The following is a 19,928-nucleotide window of genomic DNA, read 5'->3' on the forward strand; positions in this document are numbered from 1 at the left end:
CCCTTGGTGGCCGGTTTTTTTATGCTGGCAGCTTAGCCTAAGCGCTCGTTTCAGTCACCGCTGGATCTTCCTGATCTTGCTGGTATCCAGCCAGCAACAATGGCCAGTCACGAGCTTGTTGCCAATGAAAAACTGAACCTGCCTCTTCCGCTTTTTTTACCTCCTTGTTGAAGGAGCGTAACAAGCGTTCCAAATTAGCTTGCTGCCATTCACCTGGTTGACGAAATTCGCACTTATCAAAGTCAACAATCCAAGCTTTACCGGCATTATCGAGCATCAAGTTATGGCAATTTAGATCCGAATGATAAACCTGCTGTTGATGCAACTGCTTGATTGCAGCCCCCAACCGATACCATTCTGGCGCTGTCAATGAAGCTTGCTGTAAGCGTTGAAAAACATCTTTGGCGCCAGGAATTATTGCCACTAGAATATCAGCACGGTAGCCCCATCCAGGCGCCCGTTCAAATTTTGCTGCGAGCGGTTGTGGCACCGGTAAACCAAGTTCGCGTAATTTTAGTAATAGCGAGAATTCTGCCATCGCACGACTGGTTTCGATTGGCTCCCGTTTAAAGCGATCTTTATTTAACTTGCCAACCAAACCACCACGATAATAATGTCGCAGCAGCATCCCCTGCTCACCGTGCTCAATAAACCAAGCGGTAGCACGGCCGGTAGCTGAACCCTTCACCTTGTTTTGCTGCGCCCAGTAATCTGCGCTAAAAAATTCAGAGTTAAAATCAGGTAGCGCCTGCGCATCGTACCAATACTCAAGGCCAGGTTTGGGAGATAGACGTTGCATCATTGTTAGGGTCCTTACTAAGCTTGTGGAGGGCGGCAGATGAGCCTCAACATCAGTCAACATCACTGCTGTCGCGCCTTGATCACGAGCAAATTCAGCACTCGCTGCTGCTACCATCTGCTCACGTAATTGGGGTTGAGCTATAAGTTGTTGCCAAGCTTGCGCTAAAGCCTCGGTATGTGTCACCAGCTTGACTGCGCCTACGGCTTCTAGCCGGCTAAAAATTTCAGCAAAGTTAAATACATGCGGACCAGACACCACTGCGGTCGAGGTGGCCACGGGCTCCAGCGGATTATGACCACCACGTTCTATCAAACTTCCACCAACGAAAGCCACATCAGCAACTTGATACCATAACAGGAGCTCGCCCATAGTATCACCCACTAACACTTGATGTTGGGCGGTGACTTGTTGCTGACTACTACGGGTAACCACCTTGAATTGACGCTGCGCTAACTGAGTTACTGTTTGAAACCGTTCCGGATGCCGTGGCACCAATATCAGCAAGCAATCGGGTTGTTGCGTTAATAATTGAGCAAAAGCGTCTAAAATTTGCTCATCTTCACCCTCATGGGTACTCGCAGCTACTACTACAGGTCGCTGCAACTGTGTTCGCCATTGCTGCGCTTGCTGCTGCAGCGCCTCACTTATTTGGAAATCAAATTTTAAATTTCCACGAACAGCCACCTTATCAGCGGGCATTCCCAGATGGATAAAACGTTGCTGCGAAGGCTCTGTTTGCGCTGCTATCCAACTAATATGCTGCCAAATAGGACCAATCAGCCAAGCATACTTTTTATAGGATTTTGCCGAACGCTCAGATAAGCGAGCATTGACTACTAAGACAGGTATTTGCTGACGGTCAGCGGTTCGGAGTAAATTAGGCCACAACTCAGTTTCTAAAATAATCACGAGACGTGGTACTAGCTTATTAAAAAAACGCCGCATCGCACCAGCCGTATCAAGCGGTAGATAGGCGTGAAAAACCCGCTCCCCAAAGAGTTGCTGCGCCAGCGATCGCGCGGTTGGAGTCATCGATGTTAAGGTAACGGGGAGTTGTGGATACTGCTGCAAGATACGTTCGATAAAGCCGCGCGCTGCAATGGTTTCACCGACTGATACACAGTGAATTAGGATGCCGTCGCGAGCTTGCATGGGGAAAGATTGTAACGCTAAACGTTGGCGCCAATGCTGACGATACGCAGGCGCTTTGCGCCCACGTAGCCATAAATAAATAAACACGAACGGTACTGCAATACAAATCAGTACCCGATACCACAGCGTCATTGCTATTAACGCCAGTACTCTTTAATCCATGAGGTTGGCAGAACTTTACGGTACCACTTACCACTGCGTCCTGCGATAGCATCATCTGGATGCGGCCGACCATGGAAAATAATAACCTTCGCACCTTCAGGAATACGCGGCTCTTGAAAAAAGCTTAACGGGAATGGACGCAAACAATGACGTTTGAAACTACGGCACCAGGTTGCTGGCCAATACTTTAGCTTGCCCTGACGCGCCACAAACTGAGTAATAAACTCTTGCTCATTACGGACATCTTTGCGCGAACCAATTGGGTCATTCTTTAAATGCTCTAGAGCATCAACATGAGCGCCGATATTAAAACGAAATACTGAGGTGTTGCCGGTTGCATCGGATTTATCCCATTCTTTAATCACCAAGAAGTCACCTTCCGGTTCAAAGAACTCATCCAGACTACCTACAATCACAATATCAAGATCCAAGAACAACGTAGGACCTTCTAAATCATAAAGAGGCTGCGCAAAACAAGTCAGCTTTAACCAACCGTGTCCAAAAGTCCATGGCTTACGCTGATCAAAATCCTCAAAGCCTATAGCTGGAATAGGCTTCACTTCTACTTCTTCGCGAATACCTTCGTTGTCATCGGTCAAACAAACAAATCGAAACGGCAGGCTAATATTACGGCTAACCATAGAATAAAGTGTGTTGACATAATCAGAGCCGTATTTGGTGCCCCATTTAATACAAATAATGTTTACCGGTTGCATAAGAATGTTATCCAATCAATAGAATGACTATGGTGACCATAATGCCAAATTTTGGGTGATCTGACTACGTTAAATATCGTAATGAGTGCAATGATAGCCAACTTAACCTATGTTTTACCTATGAGCACCTCAAATTTCAATTTACCACCGCAACTCACCGACTGGCATCCTTATAAAAACAGCCAGATAACTGACCTTTGTCTCATTTTAGGTGACCAGTTAAATGCCAAGCATAGTTGGTTTCAGCAAGTGCAGTCGCAGCGATTGTTCGTTTTTATGGAATTGGCTCAAGAAGCTAATTATGTGACCCACCACCAGCAAAAAATCTTAGCTTTTTTTGCTGCTATGCGCAGCTTTGCCATGGCCCTGCACCAAGCGGGTCATCAGGTCCTTTATCTTAGCCTAGATGCTGCTGTTAATAGTGGCAATCTTACCGACAACTTAGACCAATTAATCAAACAGTTAGGTATTACTACAGTCCATTTGCAACAACCCGACGAATACCGTCTAGACCAACAATTACAGCAATGGGCCACCGTTCAGCCCAGCGTATCGGTTACATGGTACGATACCGAGCATTTTATCTGTGCTCGAGACGTGCTGCAGCAGTGGTTTGGTGATAAACCTAGTTATCTGATGGAAGCCTTTTATCGTCGCTTGCGCAAACAGACCGGCTATTTAGTAGATGAACACCAGCAGCCTTTTGGCGGGCAATGGAATTATGACAAAAGTAACCGCAACAAATTACCAGCTAAACATAAGGTTCCCGCGCCCTTATTGTTCGCCAATGACACCAGCGAGCTCGCTGATATGTTGCAACGCATGGGGATTAAGACCATGGGGAGCGCCCAACCTGACAAGCTACTCTGGCCGGTAAACCGACAGCAATCATTGCAGTTACTTGATTACTTCCTTGAATATTTACTACCTAACTTTGGGCTCTATCAAGATGCTATGACGGAATCCTCTTGGGCCGTCTATCACGCCCGTTTATCTTTTTCTCTTAATACCAAAATGTTGTCACCTAAATTGGTGATTGAGCGCGCCATTGATTATTGGCAACAGCATCAAGAGCGTATTAGTCTGGCTCAAATTGAAGGCTTTGTGCGGCAAATCCTTGGTTGGCGAGAGTTTGTCCGTGCCATTTATTGGCAGTTTATGCCGAACTACAAAGCGTTAAACTATTTTAAGCATCACCGCCCACTACCCGACTACTTTTGGACCGGCGATACAAAAATGCGATGTTTACAGCACAGCCTATCGCAATCCCTAGACTATGCCTACGCGCATCACATTCAACGGTTGATGGTGATTGGTAATTTTTCGTTGTTAACTGAGCTTGACCCCGATGCCGTAGACCAGTGGTATTTGGGGGTCTATATTGACGCTATCGAATGGGTTGAACTACCTAATACTCGGGGGATGAGCCAATTTGCAGATGGTGGCATTGTGGCAAGCAAACCTTATGTAGCCAGCGGTAATTACGTGAATAAAATGTCCAGCTACTGTAGCAACTGTCATTATCAAGTTAAGTTAAAATCTGGCGAAAACTCCTGTCCACTGAACAGCTTGTACTGGCATTTCATTGAACAAAAACAAGAGCTTTTTGCGAACAATCCGCGCATGAGTCTCGTTATCAAACAATGGCAACAGCGCAGTCCTAGCGAGCGCAATGACATCTTAGCAACAGCACAACGCTACCTCGAGCAACTAAATTCACTATAGGAGTTACACGATGAAGATTTGGTTTCGTACGTTACTGTTAGGCGTTGCCTTAACTGGCTTCGGTTTAACCGGCTGCAGCAATACTCCAACCCCGGTGGCTCCAGTCATTGAAGATTTTGACCCACAAGGTTATCTGGGTACTTGGTATGAAATTATTCGCTTACCCCATAGTTTCGAGGAAGGTTTAGAGCAAGTGAGCGCTGAATACCGACAAAACGCTGATGGCAGCTTAGAGGTAACCAATCGCGGCTATCATACTGCAGATGGTGAATGGCAAACAGCCATTGGCCATGCTGAACCCGTTGCTCCAGCAATGTATAAAGTGACATTCTTCTGGCCTTTTGCCGGGGGATATTACATCAGCAGGTTAGATACCGATGCCGATGGCAACTATTTACACGCTGTCATCACCAGTGATAGCCATGACTATTTTTGGTTGCTATCGCGCCAACCCCAAGTACCTGATAACCTGATAGACGAGGTTCTTGAGCAAGCTGAAAGTTGGGGCTATAAAAAAAGCCGGATGATCTTGGTAGACCACCCGGCTGATTAATATAAATCACTAACGTTTATTGTGGGCGACGGCTACGACGCTGTTCTGAGCCACGCTCACCACCACGCTCTGTACGAGCACCGCGAGCGCGCGGAGCGCCTTTGAATGGTGGGCGTTCGCCACGCGGACGATCACCACGCGGTGGCTTACTACGAGTAATAATCTCACCTGGTGCTAGTTCAATGGCCATTTGCTGCTGACGTACACGGGCACGTTGCAGAATGCGAACTACCGCAGTTGGCAAGCCTTTTGGTAATTCAACCAAGCTGTGGCCTTCAAACAATTGAATTTGACCAATGTAGCGGCTGTCAATTTCACCTTCGTTAGCGATAGCACCAACGATATCTTGTGGACGAGCACCATGGTCTCGACCTACTTGAATGCGGTAGGTATCAAACTCAATGTTTGCATCACGACGGTCACGTGGACCACGTTCTGGACGCTCGCTACGCTCGTTACGGTCACGACGCTCACGCGGGTTACGATCAGCCCGCTCCGCACGTTCCGCAAATTTACGTGGTGCTGGGTCTTCAGCAACAAGCAGCGGACGTTGCTGGTTATGCTGTGCCAATAACGCGGTAGCAATCTGCAGTGCCGTTAACTCAGTGTCAGCTTGCATTTTTTCTACAATAGCTGTCATTTCGTCGAGCTTACCTTGGGCTACTGTGTGCATGATTTGCTCTTGCAACTTAGTTTGACGATGTAAGCTTAATTCTTGTGCATTTGGTACTTCAAAATACTCGATTGTACCGTTAGTTAAACGCTCGTAATGGCGTAACAAGTGGCGTTCTTTGGCACGATAGAACAAAATCGCCTCACCACTACGACCCGCTCGGCCAGTACGACCAATCCGGTGCACATAAGACTCAGTGTCACCCGGTAGATCGTAGTTCACCACATGGGTGATTTCTGGTACATCAAGACCACGTGCAACAACATCGGTTGCTACTAAGATTTCAATCCGGCCACTGCGTAATTGGCTTACGGTCTGCTCACGTTGAGCTTGGTTCAAGTCACCACTTAAAGGTGATGCTTTAAAGCCTGAAGCTTGCAGTTGCTCAGTTACTTCCATGGTATCTGAACGAGTCCGCACAAAGATCAGCACACGTTGATACTCTAAGGTTTCTAACAGGCGAGTTAATGCTTGCATCTTGCTCAAACCACGCACTTGCCAAGCACGTTGGCGAATGGTTGCTTTAGCTTTTTCTTGCGCAGCAATTTGAATGTTTAGCGGCTGCTCACCTGCTTCGTTAACTAAGAAGGTTTTAGCCAATTTACGAATCGCAGGTGGCATAGTTGCAGAGAACAAGGCACGTTGTGACGTGTTTGGTACTGCGGCCATAATAGTTTCGATATCTTCAATAAAGCCCATGTTTAACATTTCATCGGCTTCATCTAGCACTGCCAAACGCAGAGCTGATAAATTTAAGACGCCTTTTTTCAGCAAGTCTAATAAGCGACCTGGAGTACCCACAACGACTTGGGCACCACCACGAAGGGCTTTAATTTGCGGACCGAATGCTGAACCACCGTAAACAGTAGCAACTTCAAGGCCACGAATTTGTTGGCCGAATTCAGCTACTGCTTCAGCTACTTGCATGGCTAACTCGCGAGTTGGTGCAACTACCAGCATTTGGGTAGCGCGAAGCTTAGCATCCACCAAGCTTAAACCTGGCAAACCAAAAGCGGCTGTTTTACCCGTACCGGTTTGCGCTTCACCCAGCACATTAGCGCCAGCCATTAAGGCCGGAATAGCTTGGATTTGAATTGGGGTTGGAGTGGTAAAATTCATTTTTTCTAGCTGCTTAAGCACAGCAGCAGGCAGGGTCAAATCGGCGAACGATTGGCCAGTCATTACTTCAGACATATTTTTCTCACATATTCTGTAAAGCTTATTTAGGGGGGAAGATACGCCCGGCTACAGAACACGATGAACACTCTGGCAGGAATTAGGCGCTGTTTACCCCAGCGAATCAGGGGTAAAGCCGCTCCCATCAATAGCGGTAATGACCCTGAGGGCGTGGATTATACGCTAAATGTTAAAATAGGCAAGCAAAACTATCATTGCAGTATCAGCGTATAACCATGATACTCGTCATTCGTCTTAGTATTCTTATCTAAGACGTCGCCAACAAACTAGGAGGAGATATGGCTAATCATAATTCTCATCACAGCATGCGTTCGCTATTACAAACCAATGCTTATGTTGATGGACATTGGATTCCGCTGGAACAACGCTTTCAAGTGCTTAACCCTGCCACCGGCGAGGTGCTTGCTGACGTGGCGGATGCCGATGCGACGCTCACTGAACGTGCCATAGACGCTGCGCATAAAGCTCTCCCTAGCTGGCGTGCAAAAACCCCTAAGCAACGAGCTGAATTACTGCTGCGTTGGTATCAAGCCATGCTAGATAATAAGCAAGCGTTAGCTGAACTGATGAGTGCCGAACAAGGCAAGCCAATAGCTGAAGCTGCTGGAGAAATAGAATACGGCGCCAGCTTTGTAGCATGGTTTGCCGGTGAAGCTGAACGCAGTTACGGCGATGTGTTACCCACGCAGAACTCTGGCCAACGAGCTTGGATAATCAAACAAGGGGTTGGCGTGTGCGCAGCCATCACCCCATGGAATTTTCCAAACGCCATGATTACCCGTAAAGTTGCACCAGCTTTAGCCGCTGGCTGCACTATGGTGGTTAAGCCACCACAATTAACGCCCCTATCTGCGCTGGCCTTGGCACAACTAGCAAGCGAAGTAGGAATTCCTGATGGCGTTTTGAATATTGTACCAAGCAGCCAAGCAAAAGAAGTAGGACAAGTTCTTACGAGCCATCCGTTAGTGCGCAAGCTTTCCTTCACTGGCTCGACCAACGTCGGTAAGCTACTTATGCAGCAAGCAGCCGAAAGCGTCAAAAAGGTATCATTAGAGCTTGGCGGAAATGCTCCCTTTATTGTGTTTGATGATGCTGATTTAGATCTTGCCGTAACTCAATTACTGGCTTGTAAATTTCGAAACGCCGGACAAACCTGTATTAGTGCTAACCGTGTGCTGGTGCAGGATGCTGTATTGCCCAAGTTCACTGAGAAATTACAGCAGGCTGTAAGCCAATTAAAAGTAGGCCCTGGCGACCAAGCTGATATCGATTATGGTCCTCTCATTAATCAAGCAGCGATAGATAAAGTACAAAAATTACTCAATGATGCTACTGCGGCCGGAGCAAAGCTACTTACCGGAGGCAAGGTGCTGGACAACTTGGGGCCACTATTTTTTGCGCCCACGGTACTTAGCGGTGTGACGTCGATGATGGCCATTAGCCAAGAAGAAATTTTTGGCCCTGTCATTGCCATTCAATCTTTTACCGATGAAAATGAAGGCATTAGACTAGCTAATGACACACCATTTGGTCTCGCTGGGTATTTTTGTGCGAGTGATTATGCACGCATCATCCGCGTTAGTGAGCAACTTGAATGCGGCATGTTAGGGGTTAATGCAGGGGCGATTTCCCATGCCTATAATGCCTTTGGTGGTGTCAAAGAGTCGGGTATTGGGCGTGAAGGCTCGCGTTACGGCCTAGCCGAATATCAAGAGACCAAAACGATAACGTTAGGCGGTATTAAATGAATACTTCACAAAGTTCAGCTGAACCTGCGGCTACGAATCCATTTGCTGAGAAGCTAACACGCTTGCGTGCGACCTATAACAGCGGCCTAACTCGGCCGCTAGCTTGGCGCCTGCAACAACTTAAACAATTAGACGCCATGCTTAGCGAGCACGAAGCTGAGTTGCTCCAAGCCCTACAAAAAGACTTGGGTAAATCTCACGCCGAAGGCTGGTTAACAGAGCTAGGTTTTCTCCATAGTGATATCCGCCACACGTGTAAGAACTTAGCCAAATGGATCAAACCAACCAAGGTGTCGCAACCGCTGTTAGCTTGGCCTGGGCGCAGCAAGCTGCAACCTGAGCCCTTGGGCGTGGTATTAATTATTGGTGCGTGGAATTACCCGTTACAGTTGTTACTAAGTCCCTTAGTTGCAGCTCTTGCCGCCGGTAATTGTGCGTTAGTAAAGCCGTCAGAATTAGCGCCACAAACAGCTGCGTTATTAGAGCGTTTGCTTCTTGATTATTTGGCCGCCGATGCCATACAAATTGTCACCGGCGGAGCTGATACCGCCCAACATTTGTTGGCGCTACAGTGGGACCATATTTTTTATACCGGTGGTGGCCGCGTGGGCCGTATTGTGATGCGGGCCGCAGCAGAACATTTAACCCCTGTAACCTTAGAGCTCGGCGGAAAAAGCCCAGCGGTGGTCTTGGCTGATGCTGATTTAGCTGTAGCTGCTAAGCGTATCGCTTGGGGCAAATGGATCAACGCCGGACAGACCTGTATTGCACCTGATTATATTTTGGTCGACGAAACCGTCAAAGATGCTCTGGTCAAACATCTGATTGATGCTATTCAAGCCTTCTTTGGCGAAGCCATTGATCAAGCTGAAGATTATGGTCGGATAGTAAACAGTGAACATTGTCGCCGACTCGCTGGATATCTAGAGCCAGTAGCAGCCAATATCCTTTTCGGCGGCGAAGTCGATGTTGCTGAACGTTATATTCAACCAACCTTGGTTGAAGTCACGGATGTCAACACGCCGTTGATGCAAGAAGAGATCTTTGGCCCTATTTTACCCATTATCGGCGTCAAAAATTTAGCTGAAGCTGAGCAGTTTATTCGCCAGCGCGACAAGCCATTAGCCCTTTATGGCTTTAGTAAATCAGCACGGCAGCTACAACACCTTACTGAACATACGCATGCCGGCAACCAGTGTAATAACGACACGCTTATGTTTATGCTTAATCCTGAGCTGCCATTTGGTGGTGTGGGACCAAGCGGTATGGGCCGTTATCATGGTAAATTTGGGTTCACTACTTTTAGTCATATGAAAGCAGTGATGACTCGACCATTTTGGTCAGACCCGAGTTTCAGATATCCGCCCTACACGTCGTTTAAACAAAAATTACTGCGCTGGCTATCCTAACTAGCGCAGCCGCCTCAACAGATAACATGAGCCCGTATGAAAGAGGTTTCTAGTGCACTCCAATAATATTATCCAGGTTACCGCTGAGAATTTTCAGCAAGTTATTTTACAAGGCTCGGAACAGAAATTGGTTATTGTCGATTTCTGGGCCGATTGGTGTGAGCCTTGCAAGCAACTGATGCCAATCCTTGAAAAACTTGCAGCCGAATATGCAAATCAAGTTATTTTGGCCAAAATTAATTGCGACGAGCAACAGCATCTAGCCGCACAATTTGGTATTCGTAGTTTACCGACCGTAGCCTTTTTCAAAGACGGCCAAGCCATCGACGGTTTTGCCGGTGTAGAGAGCGAAGCTGCTATTCGCAATCGTATTACCCAGCACATACCAAGTATTGACGACGAACTATTTGCCCAGGCCCAACAAGCTGTAGTCGAGCAGGATTATAGCCAAGCATTCACCTTAGCGAAGCAAGCGCTTGATCTGAATCCGAACAATATTGATGCTAAATTAATTGTTGCCGATGCGGCTTGTGAATTAGGTCGAATCGAGCACACCAAAGAGCTCTTGAGTCAAATTAAGTTAGCGGATCAAAATCACTATTACCAGAGCATTCAAGCGAAGTTACACCTAGCCGAGCAAGCAGCCGATTCGCCTGAACTACGAGAACTAGAGCAACAACTGCAGCAACAACCTGACAACCATCAGCTCCGCTTAGAATTTGCTGCCAAGTTATTTGCCGCACAGCGTATTGAAGAAGCATTAGACAATGTCTTTGCTGTGTTAATTGCTGATTTGCACTTCGCTAATGCTAAACAGCAAGCGTTAGATATGCTCAATAGCTTGCCTAATGGCGATCCTCTGGCTGCGCAATATCGCCGGCGTTTGTACAGTATGCTTTACTAACCCTTCAAATTATTGCCACCGATCAGTAGCGCTGCTGCTGGTCGGCTTGCTGCGGTTCATCGCATCAGTTAGCATTAGTCGTTTAGCTATAATATAACAACGATAAGCAAAGGCGCTGAACTATGGCAACATCTCGCGAGCATTTCAGCTCAAAATTAGGTTTCATTTTAGCTGCGGCAGGATCTGCCGTCGGTATTGGTAATTTAGTCGGTTTTCCTGTTGCGGCGACCAAAAATGGTGGCGGCGCGTTTTTGATTATTTATGCCGCTTTTGTGGTCTTTATTTGTTTACCGCTAATGCTGGCCGAGATGGGCTTGGGGCGACGCGCTCAACATAGTCCCTATAAAGCCTACTCAGAATTAGGCGCAGGGTTAAAACGCTGGCGTTTGGCCGGCTGGCTGGCAACCATTACGCCCTTTATGATCGCCACTTTCTACATGGTTATCACGGTTTGGATTTTTGGCTACCTGTTTCAAAGCGTTACCGGCAATCTTGCCACTATTTCAGCTGATGGCTATTTCTCTGATTTCATCAAAAACTACAATTTTATCTGGTACCTCATTGCAGTTACCCTCGTTGTCAACGTGATACTCGTTGGAGGTGTTCGACAAGGCATTGAGCGCGCCTCAAAAATCCTAATGCCCGCACTCTTCATTATGCTGCTGCTACTGGTTGGCTTTGTGCTTAGTTTGGATAATGCCTTGGCTGGGTTAAAATTCTATTTGGTTCCTGATTTCTCAAAAATCACGGGCAGTGTCATCAATGGCGCGTTGGCCCAAGCGTTCTTTTCACTATCGCTGGGGATGGGCATTCTAATCACTTACGGCTCTTATTTCCGTCGCAGTGACGACATAGTCACTTCCGGCAAATTGGTTGCTTTAACTGACACCGCCGTGGCTTTTACCGCAGGCCTAATGACCTTGCCGGCAATTTTCGCGATTTATCCAGAGACTAACCCTGAGTCACTCAGCGAGTCATCGGTCAGTATGATTTTTTCGTTTTTCCCTAAAATCTTCCTAGAACTCTCTGTATCAATTGGTTACGTTGCCGCCAGCATTGCTGCCAGCGTCTTCTTTTTATTAGCCTTTGTGGCGGCAATCACCTCATTAGTCTCGATTATTGAAGTGCCAACCTCGTCACTTATGGAGAAGCGGCAGATGAGTCGTAAGCGTGCGCTTGCTATTATGGCTTCATTACTGACTTTGCTGACTGTAGTTGCGGCCACATCCTTCGGGCTGATTCCGATCTTTACTGAATTTACCTCTTATGCTGGCAGCAGCAAATCTGTGTTTGATGTTATTTATGACGTTTTTTATGACACCATTTTACCTCTAAACGGCCTACTCCTATGCCTCTTTGTCCGTTATCGTTGGCGTCGTAGTCAGCTCACAGCCGAGTTAAGTGAAGGTAATTCTGACTATACAAACTCGTGGTTTGCCCGTTATATTAACTTCTCAATAGGAACCTTTATTCCAGTTATTTTAGCTTTGGTTTTTGCTAACACTGTACTAACTAAGTTCTTTGGAATGTCATTAGTCTAAGAAGCAACTTAGCAACTGATTGAGCGACTCATGCTGAAGAAGTATTTAAAAGCGATAAAAACTGCCCAGGTGCGGGCAGTTTTTTTATTTGATGGTCCCACCCCCTGGCTGCAAGCTCATCGTCGGGCGGCACTTTCCCATATCAAAGATATCGTTCATATTTCTGATAAACATGACGACGCTAGCGCCATGCATAGATATCGCGACTATCTTGGCAACACGCATCATTTCTTGTTACTAGATTTCACGACCACTATTCATGCTGATGCGCTAGCAGCATTGCTAGGCACACTCAGTGGCGGCGGGGTTGCTTTTGTTCTACTTCCACCGCAAGACAGTCCCTTTCGGCAACGCTTAATCAACACCAGTCACAAGTTTCACCACGTCAGCGTGATGCATCCAAGCACAAGCTTTCGGCAACTTTTAACTGAGCAGCTTTCGCATTCACTAGAGCCCGCCCCACCGCTTGCTTTTCCCACCCGCGAGCAGCAACTTATCGTGCAGCAAATGGTGGATCTACCCGGCACCTGTCATCTACTCATGGCGGACCGTGGTCGCGGTAAAAGCACCACTTTAGGCTTAGCGGCCCAAGCTTGGATACGCAGTTATCGGGGGCGCGAATTAGTTGTCACTGGGCCAAAACCCAACTCAGTAGCAACCCTGTTAATGCACGCCGCTGACTCAGTCCGATTTGTTGCCTGGGATAGATTGTTGAGCGAGTACCCCAATCAAAGTGTACGCCTTATTATTGATGAAGCAGCAGCTATCCCAATTCATATACTCAAGCAGCTTAGCGAGCGCTTTACCGTGTGGGCTATTGCGACCACAGTAGAGGGTTATGAAGGGTGTGGGCGCGGCTTTGCTGTTCGTTTTGTAGACTGGTTACAAGTGCGCAAGATGTGTAAACAACACCAGTTATCTACCCCTGTGCGCTGGGCCCCAGCCGATACCTGCGAACCTTGGCTCAACGAAGCTCTGTTACTCAGAAACCAACCCAGTAGTGAGTTCACCAAGGTACTAACCAGCAGCCAAGTAGAGATTGAGGCTATTAACGCCCGCCAATTAACTGAACACCAACTGAGCGAAGTCATCAGCCTGTTGCTAGAAGCTCACTATCAAAGTAGTCCTAACGATTTAAAACTCTTGCTTGATGACGCCCAACAACACCTGTTAGTGGCGCGTGTTCAAGGACACATCGTCGGCGTTGTTTGGTACAGTGAAGAAGGTCCACTGCCAGCCAGATTGCAACTAGATATTCAAACCGGACGGCGCCGTCTTCACGGGAATATTTTGCCTCAAGCTGTAGCTTTCTACTTACAGCAAGGAGAGTGTTTGGATTGGCGTTGGTGGCGGGTTACTAGAATTGCCGTAGTAAAGGCCTATCGACGGCAGCGAATCGGACGTCAATTGTTAGATAAGCTGCAGGATATGGCGCAACAAGCCGGCATCGATGCATTAGGTTCAAGCTTTGGCGCTAGCCCTAAAGTGTTAGATTTTTGGCGTAGTAGCCCGTTTGAGTTAATCCGTTTAGGGCGCAAGCTAAATATGGCCAGTGGCTATCCTAATGCCTTGGTAGCAACTGGATTAACTCCTGCGGCCGCGTTATTTATTGCTCAACTGCATGCGTTTAGTAACGCTGAACTCGAATGGCGGCAGGGTCGTCCTGTAACCATCAACAGCTCTATTTATCGTATTGCAAGAGATATTCTAACGGGGTTTGCTTTTGGTAACTTACCCTTTACCGAAGCGCAGTTTTCGTGGAGTGTTTGTGATATCAAATATTCAATGAAAGCAGCCGGCCTAACCCTACCAGGTCAAATTCTGAAAGCCCACGAAGATTTGGCTAAATTAACCCAGAAGTACGGCTACAGCAGCCAACAAACCATGCAAAATCAATTGCGCTCGTTAGCTCGAGAATATCTAGAACTTTCTCGCTAATTTTACGTACTCAAGCTTCAAGCAGATGCTGTTTTTGTAAAAGTATGCTATCTTTTTCCCTTTGTATTCACCCACTGGATAAGGGTTATTTTCATGTCTAGAGTTCTAATTATTGGTGCCGGCGGTGTTGCCGGTGTGGTAGTAAAAAAATGCGCAATGCTGCCAGAGTATTTTTCTGAAATTCACTTGGCCAGCCGCACCCTGTCAAAATGTGAAGCCCTTCAACAAGAAGCGGGTAAAGACCGTGTCGTTGGTGTTTACCAAGTTGACGCTGACAATGCCGATAACGTCGCTGCTCTTATCCGCCAAGTTGAGCCAAGCTTGGTTATTAACGTAGCCTTACCTTATCAAGACCTTCCAATCATGGATGCCTGCTTAGAAACAGGCGTTCATTATTTGGATACGGCTAATTATGAGCCTAAAGACGAAGCCAAATTTGAGTACTCTTGGCAGTGGGCTTACCAAGATAAGTTCAAAGAAAAAGGTATTATGGCGTTGCTCGGCGCAGGCTTTGATCCAGGCGTAACTAACGTCTTTACTGCCTATGCAGCTAAACACTACTTTGACGAAATTCACTACCTAGACATCGTTGACTGTAACGGCGGTGACCACGGTCAAGCTTTTGCTACCAACTTTAACCCTGAGATTAATATCCGTGAAATTACTCAGCGTGGTAAGTTCTGGGAAAATGGTGAATGGCACGAAACAGATCCAATTAGCGTCCGTGAAGATTTAGATTATCCAAACGTAGGCGTACGTCCATCTTATCTACTCTTCCATGAAGAGTTAGAGTCTTTGGTTAAGCACTTCCCGACGTTGAAACGGGCGCGCTTCTGGATGACTTTTGGTGACCAGTATCTAACTCATTTACGGGTCTTAGAAAATGTTGGCATGACCTCAATTCAACCGATTGAATTCCAAGGTCAAAAAATCGTACCACTAGAATTCTTAAAAGCCGTATTACCTAACCCTGGTTCACTGGCCGAAGGCTACACTGGCTTAACTTGTATCGGTACCTACGTAACCGGTATTAAAGATGGTCAAGAAAAAACTATCTTCATCTACAATAACTGCGACCACGCAGCTTGTAATGCTGAAGTTGGTGCTCAAGCAGTATCTTATACCACTGGGGTACCAGCGATGATTGCCGCGTCTATGATGCTGCAAGGACACTGGCTGAAGCCAGGCGTTTGGAACATGGAACAATTTGATCCTGATGAATTTATGAACCGCCTCAACCAATACGGTTTACCGTGGCAAGTGGTTGAATGCGAATCACCTTTTAAGCGCTAAGACTATGTCCAATCCATACTTAGATAATGCTATTCCATCGCCTTGTTACGTTTGTGACGAGGCGTTGTTAGTGCGTAACTTAGAATTAATGCAACGAGTGCAGCAAGAAAGTGGCGCCCATATTATTTTGGCCTTAAAAGGCTTCTCTATGTGGAGCACCTTTCCAGTAGTGCGTAATTATTTACGTGGTTGCACCGCCAGTTCAGTCTGGGAAGCACGCTTAGCGTCCGAAGAGTTCGGACGCGAGGTGCATGCCTATGCTCCGGCTTACAAACCAGCTGATATTGATGCATTGTTGCCTCTGGTTCATCACATCTCCTTTAACAGCTTAAGTCAGTGGCAGCGCTATAAAGAGCAAACACTTGCTGCAGGCGTCTCTGCTGGCTTGCGCATCAACCCAGAACATCAAGAAGCCGAAACCGAACTTTATGATCCGAGCGCTCCAGGCTCGCGCTTAGGGATTCGTTTATGTGATCTTGAAGGTGCGGATTTAAGTGGTATTGAAGGGCTACACGTACATAACTTATGCGAATGTGATTCTTTTGCATTAGAGCGCACTCTTGCTGCTGTAGAGAGCAAGTTTGGTCACTTACTGCATCAGATGAAGTGGCTTAATTTAGGTGGTGGTCACTTGATGACTCGTGCTGGGTACGACGTCGAGCATTTAATTAAGCAGTTAAAACGGTTACAAGAAACCTATAAGCTTCAGGTTATTCTTGAGCCCGGTTCTGCCGTAGCTTGGCGTACGGGTCCACTCGTAGCTGAAGTGGTAGATATCGTTGAGAATGACGGGCAAATCGCTATTCTTGATATTTCTGCAACAGCTCATATGCCAGATGTGCTAGAAATGCCTTATCGCCCCATGGTTACTGGAGCTGACGAAGCAGGTAAATTAGCTTATACCTACAAACTAGGTGGCAATTCATGCCTTGCTGGCGATGTTATCGGTGCTTATAGCTTTGCTGAACCATTGCAGCCTGGCGACCGCCTCATTTTTGAAGATATGATGCATTACACCATGGTTAAAACAACTTTCTTTAATGGTGTCGAGCATCCAAGCATAGGCATTCTTCGTAGCAATGGTGAGTTTGAACTCATTAGAAAATTCACTTACGAAGATTTTCGAGACAAACTTTCTTAAATCCAGTCAAAAACAGCGTCTTCAAGACGCTGTTTTTTTATCTGCCACCAAGTTCTTATAGTCGCTACAACACACTAATTAGTTTTAGCATAATACGATAACCCTTGAAGCACTAACTCAGTTCTGAGTTCGCCTCGACGCTTTAAATCAGCCGGTAGCAATGGGGTTGAGCCTCCGCTAAACAATACACGAAAATCAAACCAATCAAGCTCAGTCTCAGAAACCGCTAGCGCCTGTCTAATCACCCCAACAAAAGCATTCACACAGCCATTAGCTAAACACTCAGGCGTAGAGCGGCCCACTTGCTGCGCCTTTCCCCAATCGGTATCAGCATCCGAGAACACTTTCGGGGCACGCGCTGTTACCGCCTGCTTCATTAAATCTACACCGGGTACAATCCAGCCACCAAGGTGCTTACCTTCAGCATTCAACCAATCTACGGTGATCGCTGTTCCAGCATCAATAATTAAGGTCGCCTTAGGAACCTCATTATAAGCACCAATCAAAGCTAACCAACGATCGACGCCAAGGTGCTGAGGCGTCTCATAGGCGTTTTCCACTCCAAACGCTGCCTGTTCAGACTGAATGGTGGTGATGGGTGCTGCAAATTGTGATAGCCAAGCTTCCACTTGTTGCGCCCGCTCAGTACCACTCACTTCAGCCAACCAAATCCCTTTTAATGAATGCTCTATTTGCTGTTTAGGTAAATCACTATAACTTACATTAAATAAAGGTTCTAAATGCCCTTCTGCGTCCATTAGTGCCGTTTTTACACGGGTATTACCCGCATCTACTAATAACTTAAATTCCATATCTTAAACTCACTTCACCTGCGTGATAACGCTCTAATTTGCCTTCGCGTTTAAGTAATAAAGCACCATTTTCATCAATGCCCTCGGCGATACCCACAATCTCTTTGTCACCCATAATAATTTTTACCGGTTGCATAGCTAACCGATCGTATTTATGCCAGCGTTTTAAAAATGGGGAGAGTCCTGTTTGTTCGTATTCTTTAATAGTCTTATGACAGCATGCCACCAACTTCGTAGCCCACATGTTTCGATTTATCGGCTTGTTTAAAAGTCGCTGAACATCAGTCCAAGGTTGTTCTACTTCATTTAAGAACCAATCAGGTGTTTGCAGATTAATACCAATACCCACTATCGCATGTGCTGGGCCAACTGCTTGGCCTTCCAGTTCAATAAGAATTCCGGCGATCTTTCTACCACCTACTAAGACGTCATTTGGCCACTTTAACTCAACACCGTAAATCCCTTCTTGCTCAAACAACTGCGCAAGCGCAGCGCCAAGAGCAATACTTAAGCCCATAGCCGCCGCCATGCCCTGTTCTAAGCGCCAATACATACTCATGTAGAGATTACTTCCAAAGGGCGATAACCACGCCTTTCCGCGGCGCCCACGCCCCTGTGTCTGTGCTTCTGCAAGAACCGTGGCACCACTTTCAATCACACCGGTAAGCCGGTCTTTAAGTAGGTCATTAGTGGAACTAACGACACGCTCTAAGTGAACCACTGGGGCAGCCGCACCTGATCCTTTTGCTAACGCGCGATTAATAGCGTCTAGATCAAGCAGCTGAAGCGGTTTCGCTAAACGATAACCTTTGCCAGTAACACGAAAAACGTCTAAGCCGAACTTTGCTAGTTCTTTCATATATTGGCTAACCGCTGTGCGGCTAACGCCTAACTCTTCACCCAAGACTTCGCCAGAGTGAAAGTTACCATCAGCCAGAATCTCGATGACACGTGCAATATTCTGAGTTTTTTTTCTCATATGCTAACTAATGCTCCGTTCGCATAAATACGAACTTCCGCCTCCAATTCCACTTTAAAGGTCGTAACTACAGCTAATTTGATTGTTCTTGCTAACTCAATAAGATCAGTACCCGTTGCTTGATTAGTATTAACCAACACTAGAGCCTGCCGGTCATGGACACTGACACCACCGATAGCTCGTCCCTTCCAGCCCAAATGGTCGATCATCCAACCCGCTGCAACTTTATAACGATCTGCAGCTATTGGATAACAAGGAATGCCAGGAAACTTGTCTCTCAACCACTCCATCTGCTGTAAGTCCACTTCAGGATTCTTAAAGAAACTACCAGCGTTAGGCTGTTGTGCTGGGTCGGGAAGCTTAAGTTGACGCACTGACACTACCTTTTGAAAGATTTGTTGAGCCGATGCCTCACAACCTAACTCGCGTAGCTCGCCATAGTCCACCATCGCCTGCCATTGTTTGGGCAACTTAAAAGTGACCGAAAGAATAACCCAATGATTCGGTTCTTGCTTAAATATACTCTCTCTATAAGCAAATAAACAGTCTGACTTAGTTAAGTGCGTCACGACTTTAGTATAACGATCCCACACTTCGACAGACTCGATAAAATCGGCTACTTCGCGACCATAGGCCCCTATATTTTGCACCGGTGCTGCGCCTACGGTACCTGGAATCAAGGCCAGGTTTTCAAACCCATAGATTCCCTTAGCTAAAGTAGCTTCTACCAAGCTATGCCAATGAGTGCCTGCGGCAGCCTTAATTATCCATGCATCATCTTGTTCAGTATATTCAACACCAGACAATTCAACCTTAACTAGAGTGCCCGCAAAATCGCCACAGAAAACCGTATTGCTACCAGCCCCCAGCACTAGATAGTCTTCTAAGCTTGCTAGCTCAGCTATTTGTTCACGGTTCTCGAGAATATAGCAGCAGTTCCCAATCGCCTTTAGGCGAAAGGTGTGTAGCTGTTGTAACTGAATTTGTTCTATTTTATTCATCATAAACGGAATTATACGGCAAATAGATTAGAGTCGATAATGGTTATTGGATTTTAGCTATTGGGTATTAGCTATTAGCTATTAGCTGTTGGCTGTTGGCTGTTGGCTATAGTTATTGGCTACTGCTACTGGTATTGCTACTGGCTGTTGGCGGGTGTTGAACTATTGATGAGTTGTGATTG

15 protein-coding genes are annotated in these 19,928 nt (G+C 46.6%); 9 read left to right on the forward strand and 6 right to left on the reverse strand.

Annotated elements, in window-relative coordinates; genetic code table 11:
- Positions 1-37: 37 nt before the first annotated feature.
- Together waaA and ACQ661_RS11950 are read right to left on the reverse strand one after the other, a co-directional pair.
- Entirely contained in the window at positions 38-2,086 is a 2,049-nt protein-coding gene (gene waaA, locus ACQ661_RS11945) for a lipid IV(A) 3-deoxy-D-manno-octulosonic acid transferase (RefSeq protein WP_431668489.1), read from the reverse strand.
- Between the two features lie 5 nt (positions 2,087-2,091).
- The gene (locus tag ACQ661_RS11950) at positions 2,092-2,832 is read right to left on the reverse strand and encodes a glycosyltransferase (protein ID WP_313933083.1); all 741 of its coding nucleotides are present in this window, start codon (positions 2,830-2,832) and stop codon (positions 2,092-2,094) included.
- A gap of 90 nt (positions 2,833-2,922) precedes the next feature.
- On the opposite strand from ACQ661_RS11950, the gene ACQ661_RS11955 reads away from it, so the two are divergent.
- Both ACQ661_RS11955 and ACQ661_RS11960 read left to right on the forward strand, forming a co-directional pair.
- A complete protein-coding gene (locus tag ACQ661_RS11955) occupies positions 2,923-4,557 on the forward strand; it encodes a cryptochrome/photolyase family protein (RefSeq protein ID WP_431668491.1) in 1,635 nt (544 codons plus the stop codon).
- 10 nt (positions 4,558-4,567) lie between these two features.
- Positions 4,568-5,110 carry a lipocalin family protein gene (locus ACQ661_RS11960; protein ID WP_110076408.1) on the forward strand — a complete coding sequence of 181 codons (543 nt, stop codon included), beginning with the start codon at positions 4,568-4,570 and terminating at the stop codon, positions 5,108-5,110.
- A 16-nt stretch (positions 5,111-5,126) separates the two neighbouring features.
- Here ACQ661_RS11960 and ACQ661_RS11965 read toward each other — a convergent pair whose 3' ends face one another.
- The gene (locus ACQ661_RS11965; RefSeq protein WP_153827193.1) at positions 5,127-6,977 is read right to left on the reverse strand and encodes a DEAD/DEAH box helicase; all 1,851 of its coding nucleotides are present in this window, start codon (positions 6,975-6,977) and stop codon (positions 5,127-5,129) included.
- 281 nt (positions 6,978-7,258) lie between these two features.
- Between ACQ661_RS11965 and ACQ661_RS11970 the strand changes: the two genes are divergently transcribed.
- The 7 genes from ACQ661_RS11970 to nspC all read left to right on the forward strand — a co-directional run bounded on the left by ACQ661_RS11970 (position 7,259) and on the right by nspC (position 16,954).
- Positions 7,259-8,728: an NAD-dependent succinate-semialdehyde dehydrogenase gene (locus ACQ661_RS11970; RefSeq protein ID WP_431668493.1), complete on the forward strand. Its 1,470-nt coding sequence runs from the start codon at positions 7,259-7,261 to the stop codon at positions 8,726-8,728.
- A complete protein-coding gene (locus tag ACQ661_RS11975; RefSeq protein ID WP_369742554.1) occupies positions 8,725-10,137 on the forward strand; it encodes an aldehyde dehydrogenase family protein in 1,413 nt (470 codons plus the stop codon). The genes ACQ661_RS11970 and ACQ661_RS11975 overlap by 4 nt, the downstream gene beginning before the upstream one ends.
- A 52-nt stretch (positions 10,138-10,189) precedes the next feature.
- Positions 10,190-11,041 carry a thioredoxin gene (gene trxA / locus ACQ661_RS11980; protein ID WP_369742555.1) on the forward strand — a complete coding sequence of 284 codons (852 nt, stop codon included), beginning with the start codon at positions 10,190-10,192 and terminating at the stop codon, positions 11,039-11,041.
- 122 nt (positions 11,042-11,163) lie between these two features.
- Positions 11,164-12,582 carry a sodium-dependent transporter gene (locus ACQ661_RS11985; RefSeq protein ID WP_110076412.1) on the forward strand — a complete coding sequence of 473 codons (1,419 nt, stop codon included), beginning with the start codon at positions 11,164-11,166 and terminating at the stop codon, positions 12,580-12,582.
- Positions 12,583-12,612: 30 nt separating this feature from the next.
- The gene (locus tag ACQ661_RS11990) at positions 12,613-14,520 is read left to right on the forward strand and encodes a GNAT family N-acetyltransferase (protein WP_313933088.1); all 1,908 of its coding nucleotides are present in this window, start codon (positions 12,613-12,615) and stop codon (positions 14,518-14,520) included.
- A gap of 93 nt (positions 14,521-14,613) precedes the next feature.
- Entirely contained in the window at positions 14,614-15,813 is a 1,200-nt protein-coding gene (locus ACQ661_RS11995; protein WP_431668495.1) for a saccharopine dehydrogenase family protein, read from the forward strand.
- A gap of 4 nt (positions 15,814-15,817) precedes the next feature.
- Positions 15,818-16,954 carry a carboxynorspermidine decarboxylase gene (gene nspC / locus ACQ661_RS12000; RefSeq protein WP_313933089.1) on the forward strand — a complete coding sequence of 379 codons (1,137 nt, stop codon included), beginning with the start codon at positions 15,818-15,820 and terminating at the stop codon, positions 16,952-16,954.
- 74 nt (positions 16,955-17,028) lie between these two features.
- On the opposite strand, the gene ACQ661_RS12005 is transcribed toward nspC, so the two are convergent.
- The 3 genes from ACQ661_RS12005 to murB are packed head-to-tail and all read right to left on the reverse strand — an operon-like array spanning position 17,029 to position 19,749.
- Entirely contained in the window at positions 17,029-17,766 is a 738-nt protein-coding gene (locus ACQ661_RS12005; RefSeq protein ID WP_313933090.1) for a type III pantothenate kinase, read from the reverse strand.
- Positions 17,756-18,745, reverse strand: coding sequence for a bifunctional biotin--[acetyl-CoA-carboxylase] ligase/biotin operon repressor BirA (birA, locus tag ACQ661_RS12010; RefSeq protein WP_431668496.1), 990 nt, complete (start codon positions 18,743-18,745; stop codon positions 17,756-17,758). The genes ACQ661_RS12005 and birA overlap by 11 nt, the downstream gene beginning before the upstream one ends.
- Entirely contained in the window at positions 18,742-19,749 is a 1,008-nt protein-coding gene (murB, locus tag ACQ661_RS12015; protein ID WP_313933092.1) for a UDP-N-acetylmuramate dehydrogenase, read from the reverse strand. Before murB ends, birA begins: the two co-directional genes overlap by 4 nt.
- Positions 19,750-19,928 lie beyond the last annotated feature (179 nt).

The sequence above is a fragment of the Pseudidiomarina sp. WS423 genome, from assembly GCF_050750165.1.
Classification (GTDB): Bacteria; Pseudomonadota; Gammaproteobacteria; order Enterobacterales; family Alteromonadaceae; genus Pseudidiomarina; species Pseudidiomarina fusca.

Excerpts from the sequence above, each read along its gene's own strand:
- ACQ661_RS11995 (WP_431668495.1), top strand. The coding sequence starts at position 14,614 with ATGTCTAGAGTTCTAATTATTGGTGCCGGCGGTGTTGCCGGTGTGGTA.
- ACQ661_RS11955 (WP_431668491.1), top strand. The coding sequence starts at position 2,923 with ATGATAGCCAACTTAACCTATGTTTTACCTATGAGCACCTCAAATTTC.
- waaA (WP_431668489.1), bottom strand. The coding sequence starts at position 2,086 with ATGACGCTGTGGTATCGGGTACTGATTTGTATTGCAGTACCGTTCGTG.
- nspC (WP_313933089.1), top strand. The coding sequence starts at position 15,818 with ATGTCCAATCCATACTTAGATAATGCTATTCCATCGCCTTGTTACGTT.
- murB (WP_313933092.1), bottom strand. The coding sequence starts at position 19,749 with ATGATGAATAAAATAGAACAAATTCAGTTACAACAGCTACACACCTTT.
- ACQ661_RS11975 (WP_369742554.1), top strand. The coding sequence starts at position 8,725 with ATGAATACTTCACAAAGTTCAGCTGAACCTGCGGCTACGAATCCATTT.
- birA (WP_431668496.1), bottom strand. The coding sequence starts at position 18,745 with ATGAGAAAAAAAACTCAGAATATTGCACGTGTCATCGAGATTCTGGCT.
- ACQ661_RS11990 (WP_313933088.1), top strand. The coding sequence starts at position 12,613 with ATGCTGAAGAAGTATTTAAAAGCGATAAAAACTGCCCAGGTGCGGGCA.
- ACQ661_RS11985 (WP_110076412.1), top strand. The coding sequence starts at position 11,164 with ATGGCAACATCTCGCGAGCATTTCAGCTCAAAATTAGGTTTCATTTTA.
- ACQ661_RS11965 (WP_153827193.1), bottom strand. The coding sequence starts at position 6,977 with ATGTCTGAAGTAATGACTGGCCAATCGTTCGCCGATTTGACCCTGCCT.
- ACQ661_RS12005 (WP_313933090.1), bottom strand. The coding sequence starts at position 17,766 with ATGGAATTTAAGTTATTAGTAGATGCGGGTAATACCCGTGTAAAAACG.
- ACQ661_RS11950 (WP_313933083.1), bottom strand. The coding sequence starts at position 2,832 with ATGCAACCGGTAAACATTATTTGTATTAAATGGGGCACCAAATACGGC.
- ACQ661_RS11970 (WP_431668493.1), top strand. The coding sequence starts at position 7,259 with ATGGCTAATCATAATTCTCATCACAGCATGCGTTCGCTATTACAAACC.
- ACQ661_RS11960 (WP_110076408.1), top strand. The coding sequence starts at position 4,568 with ATGAAGATTTGGTTTCGTACGTTACTGTTAGGCGTTGCCTTAACTGGC.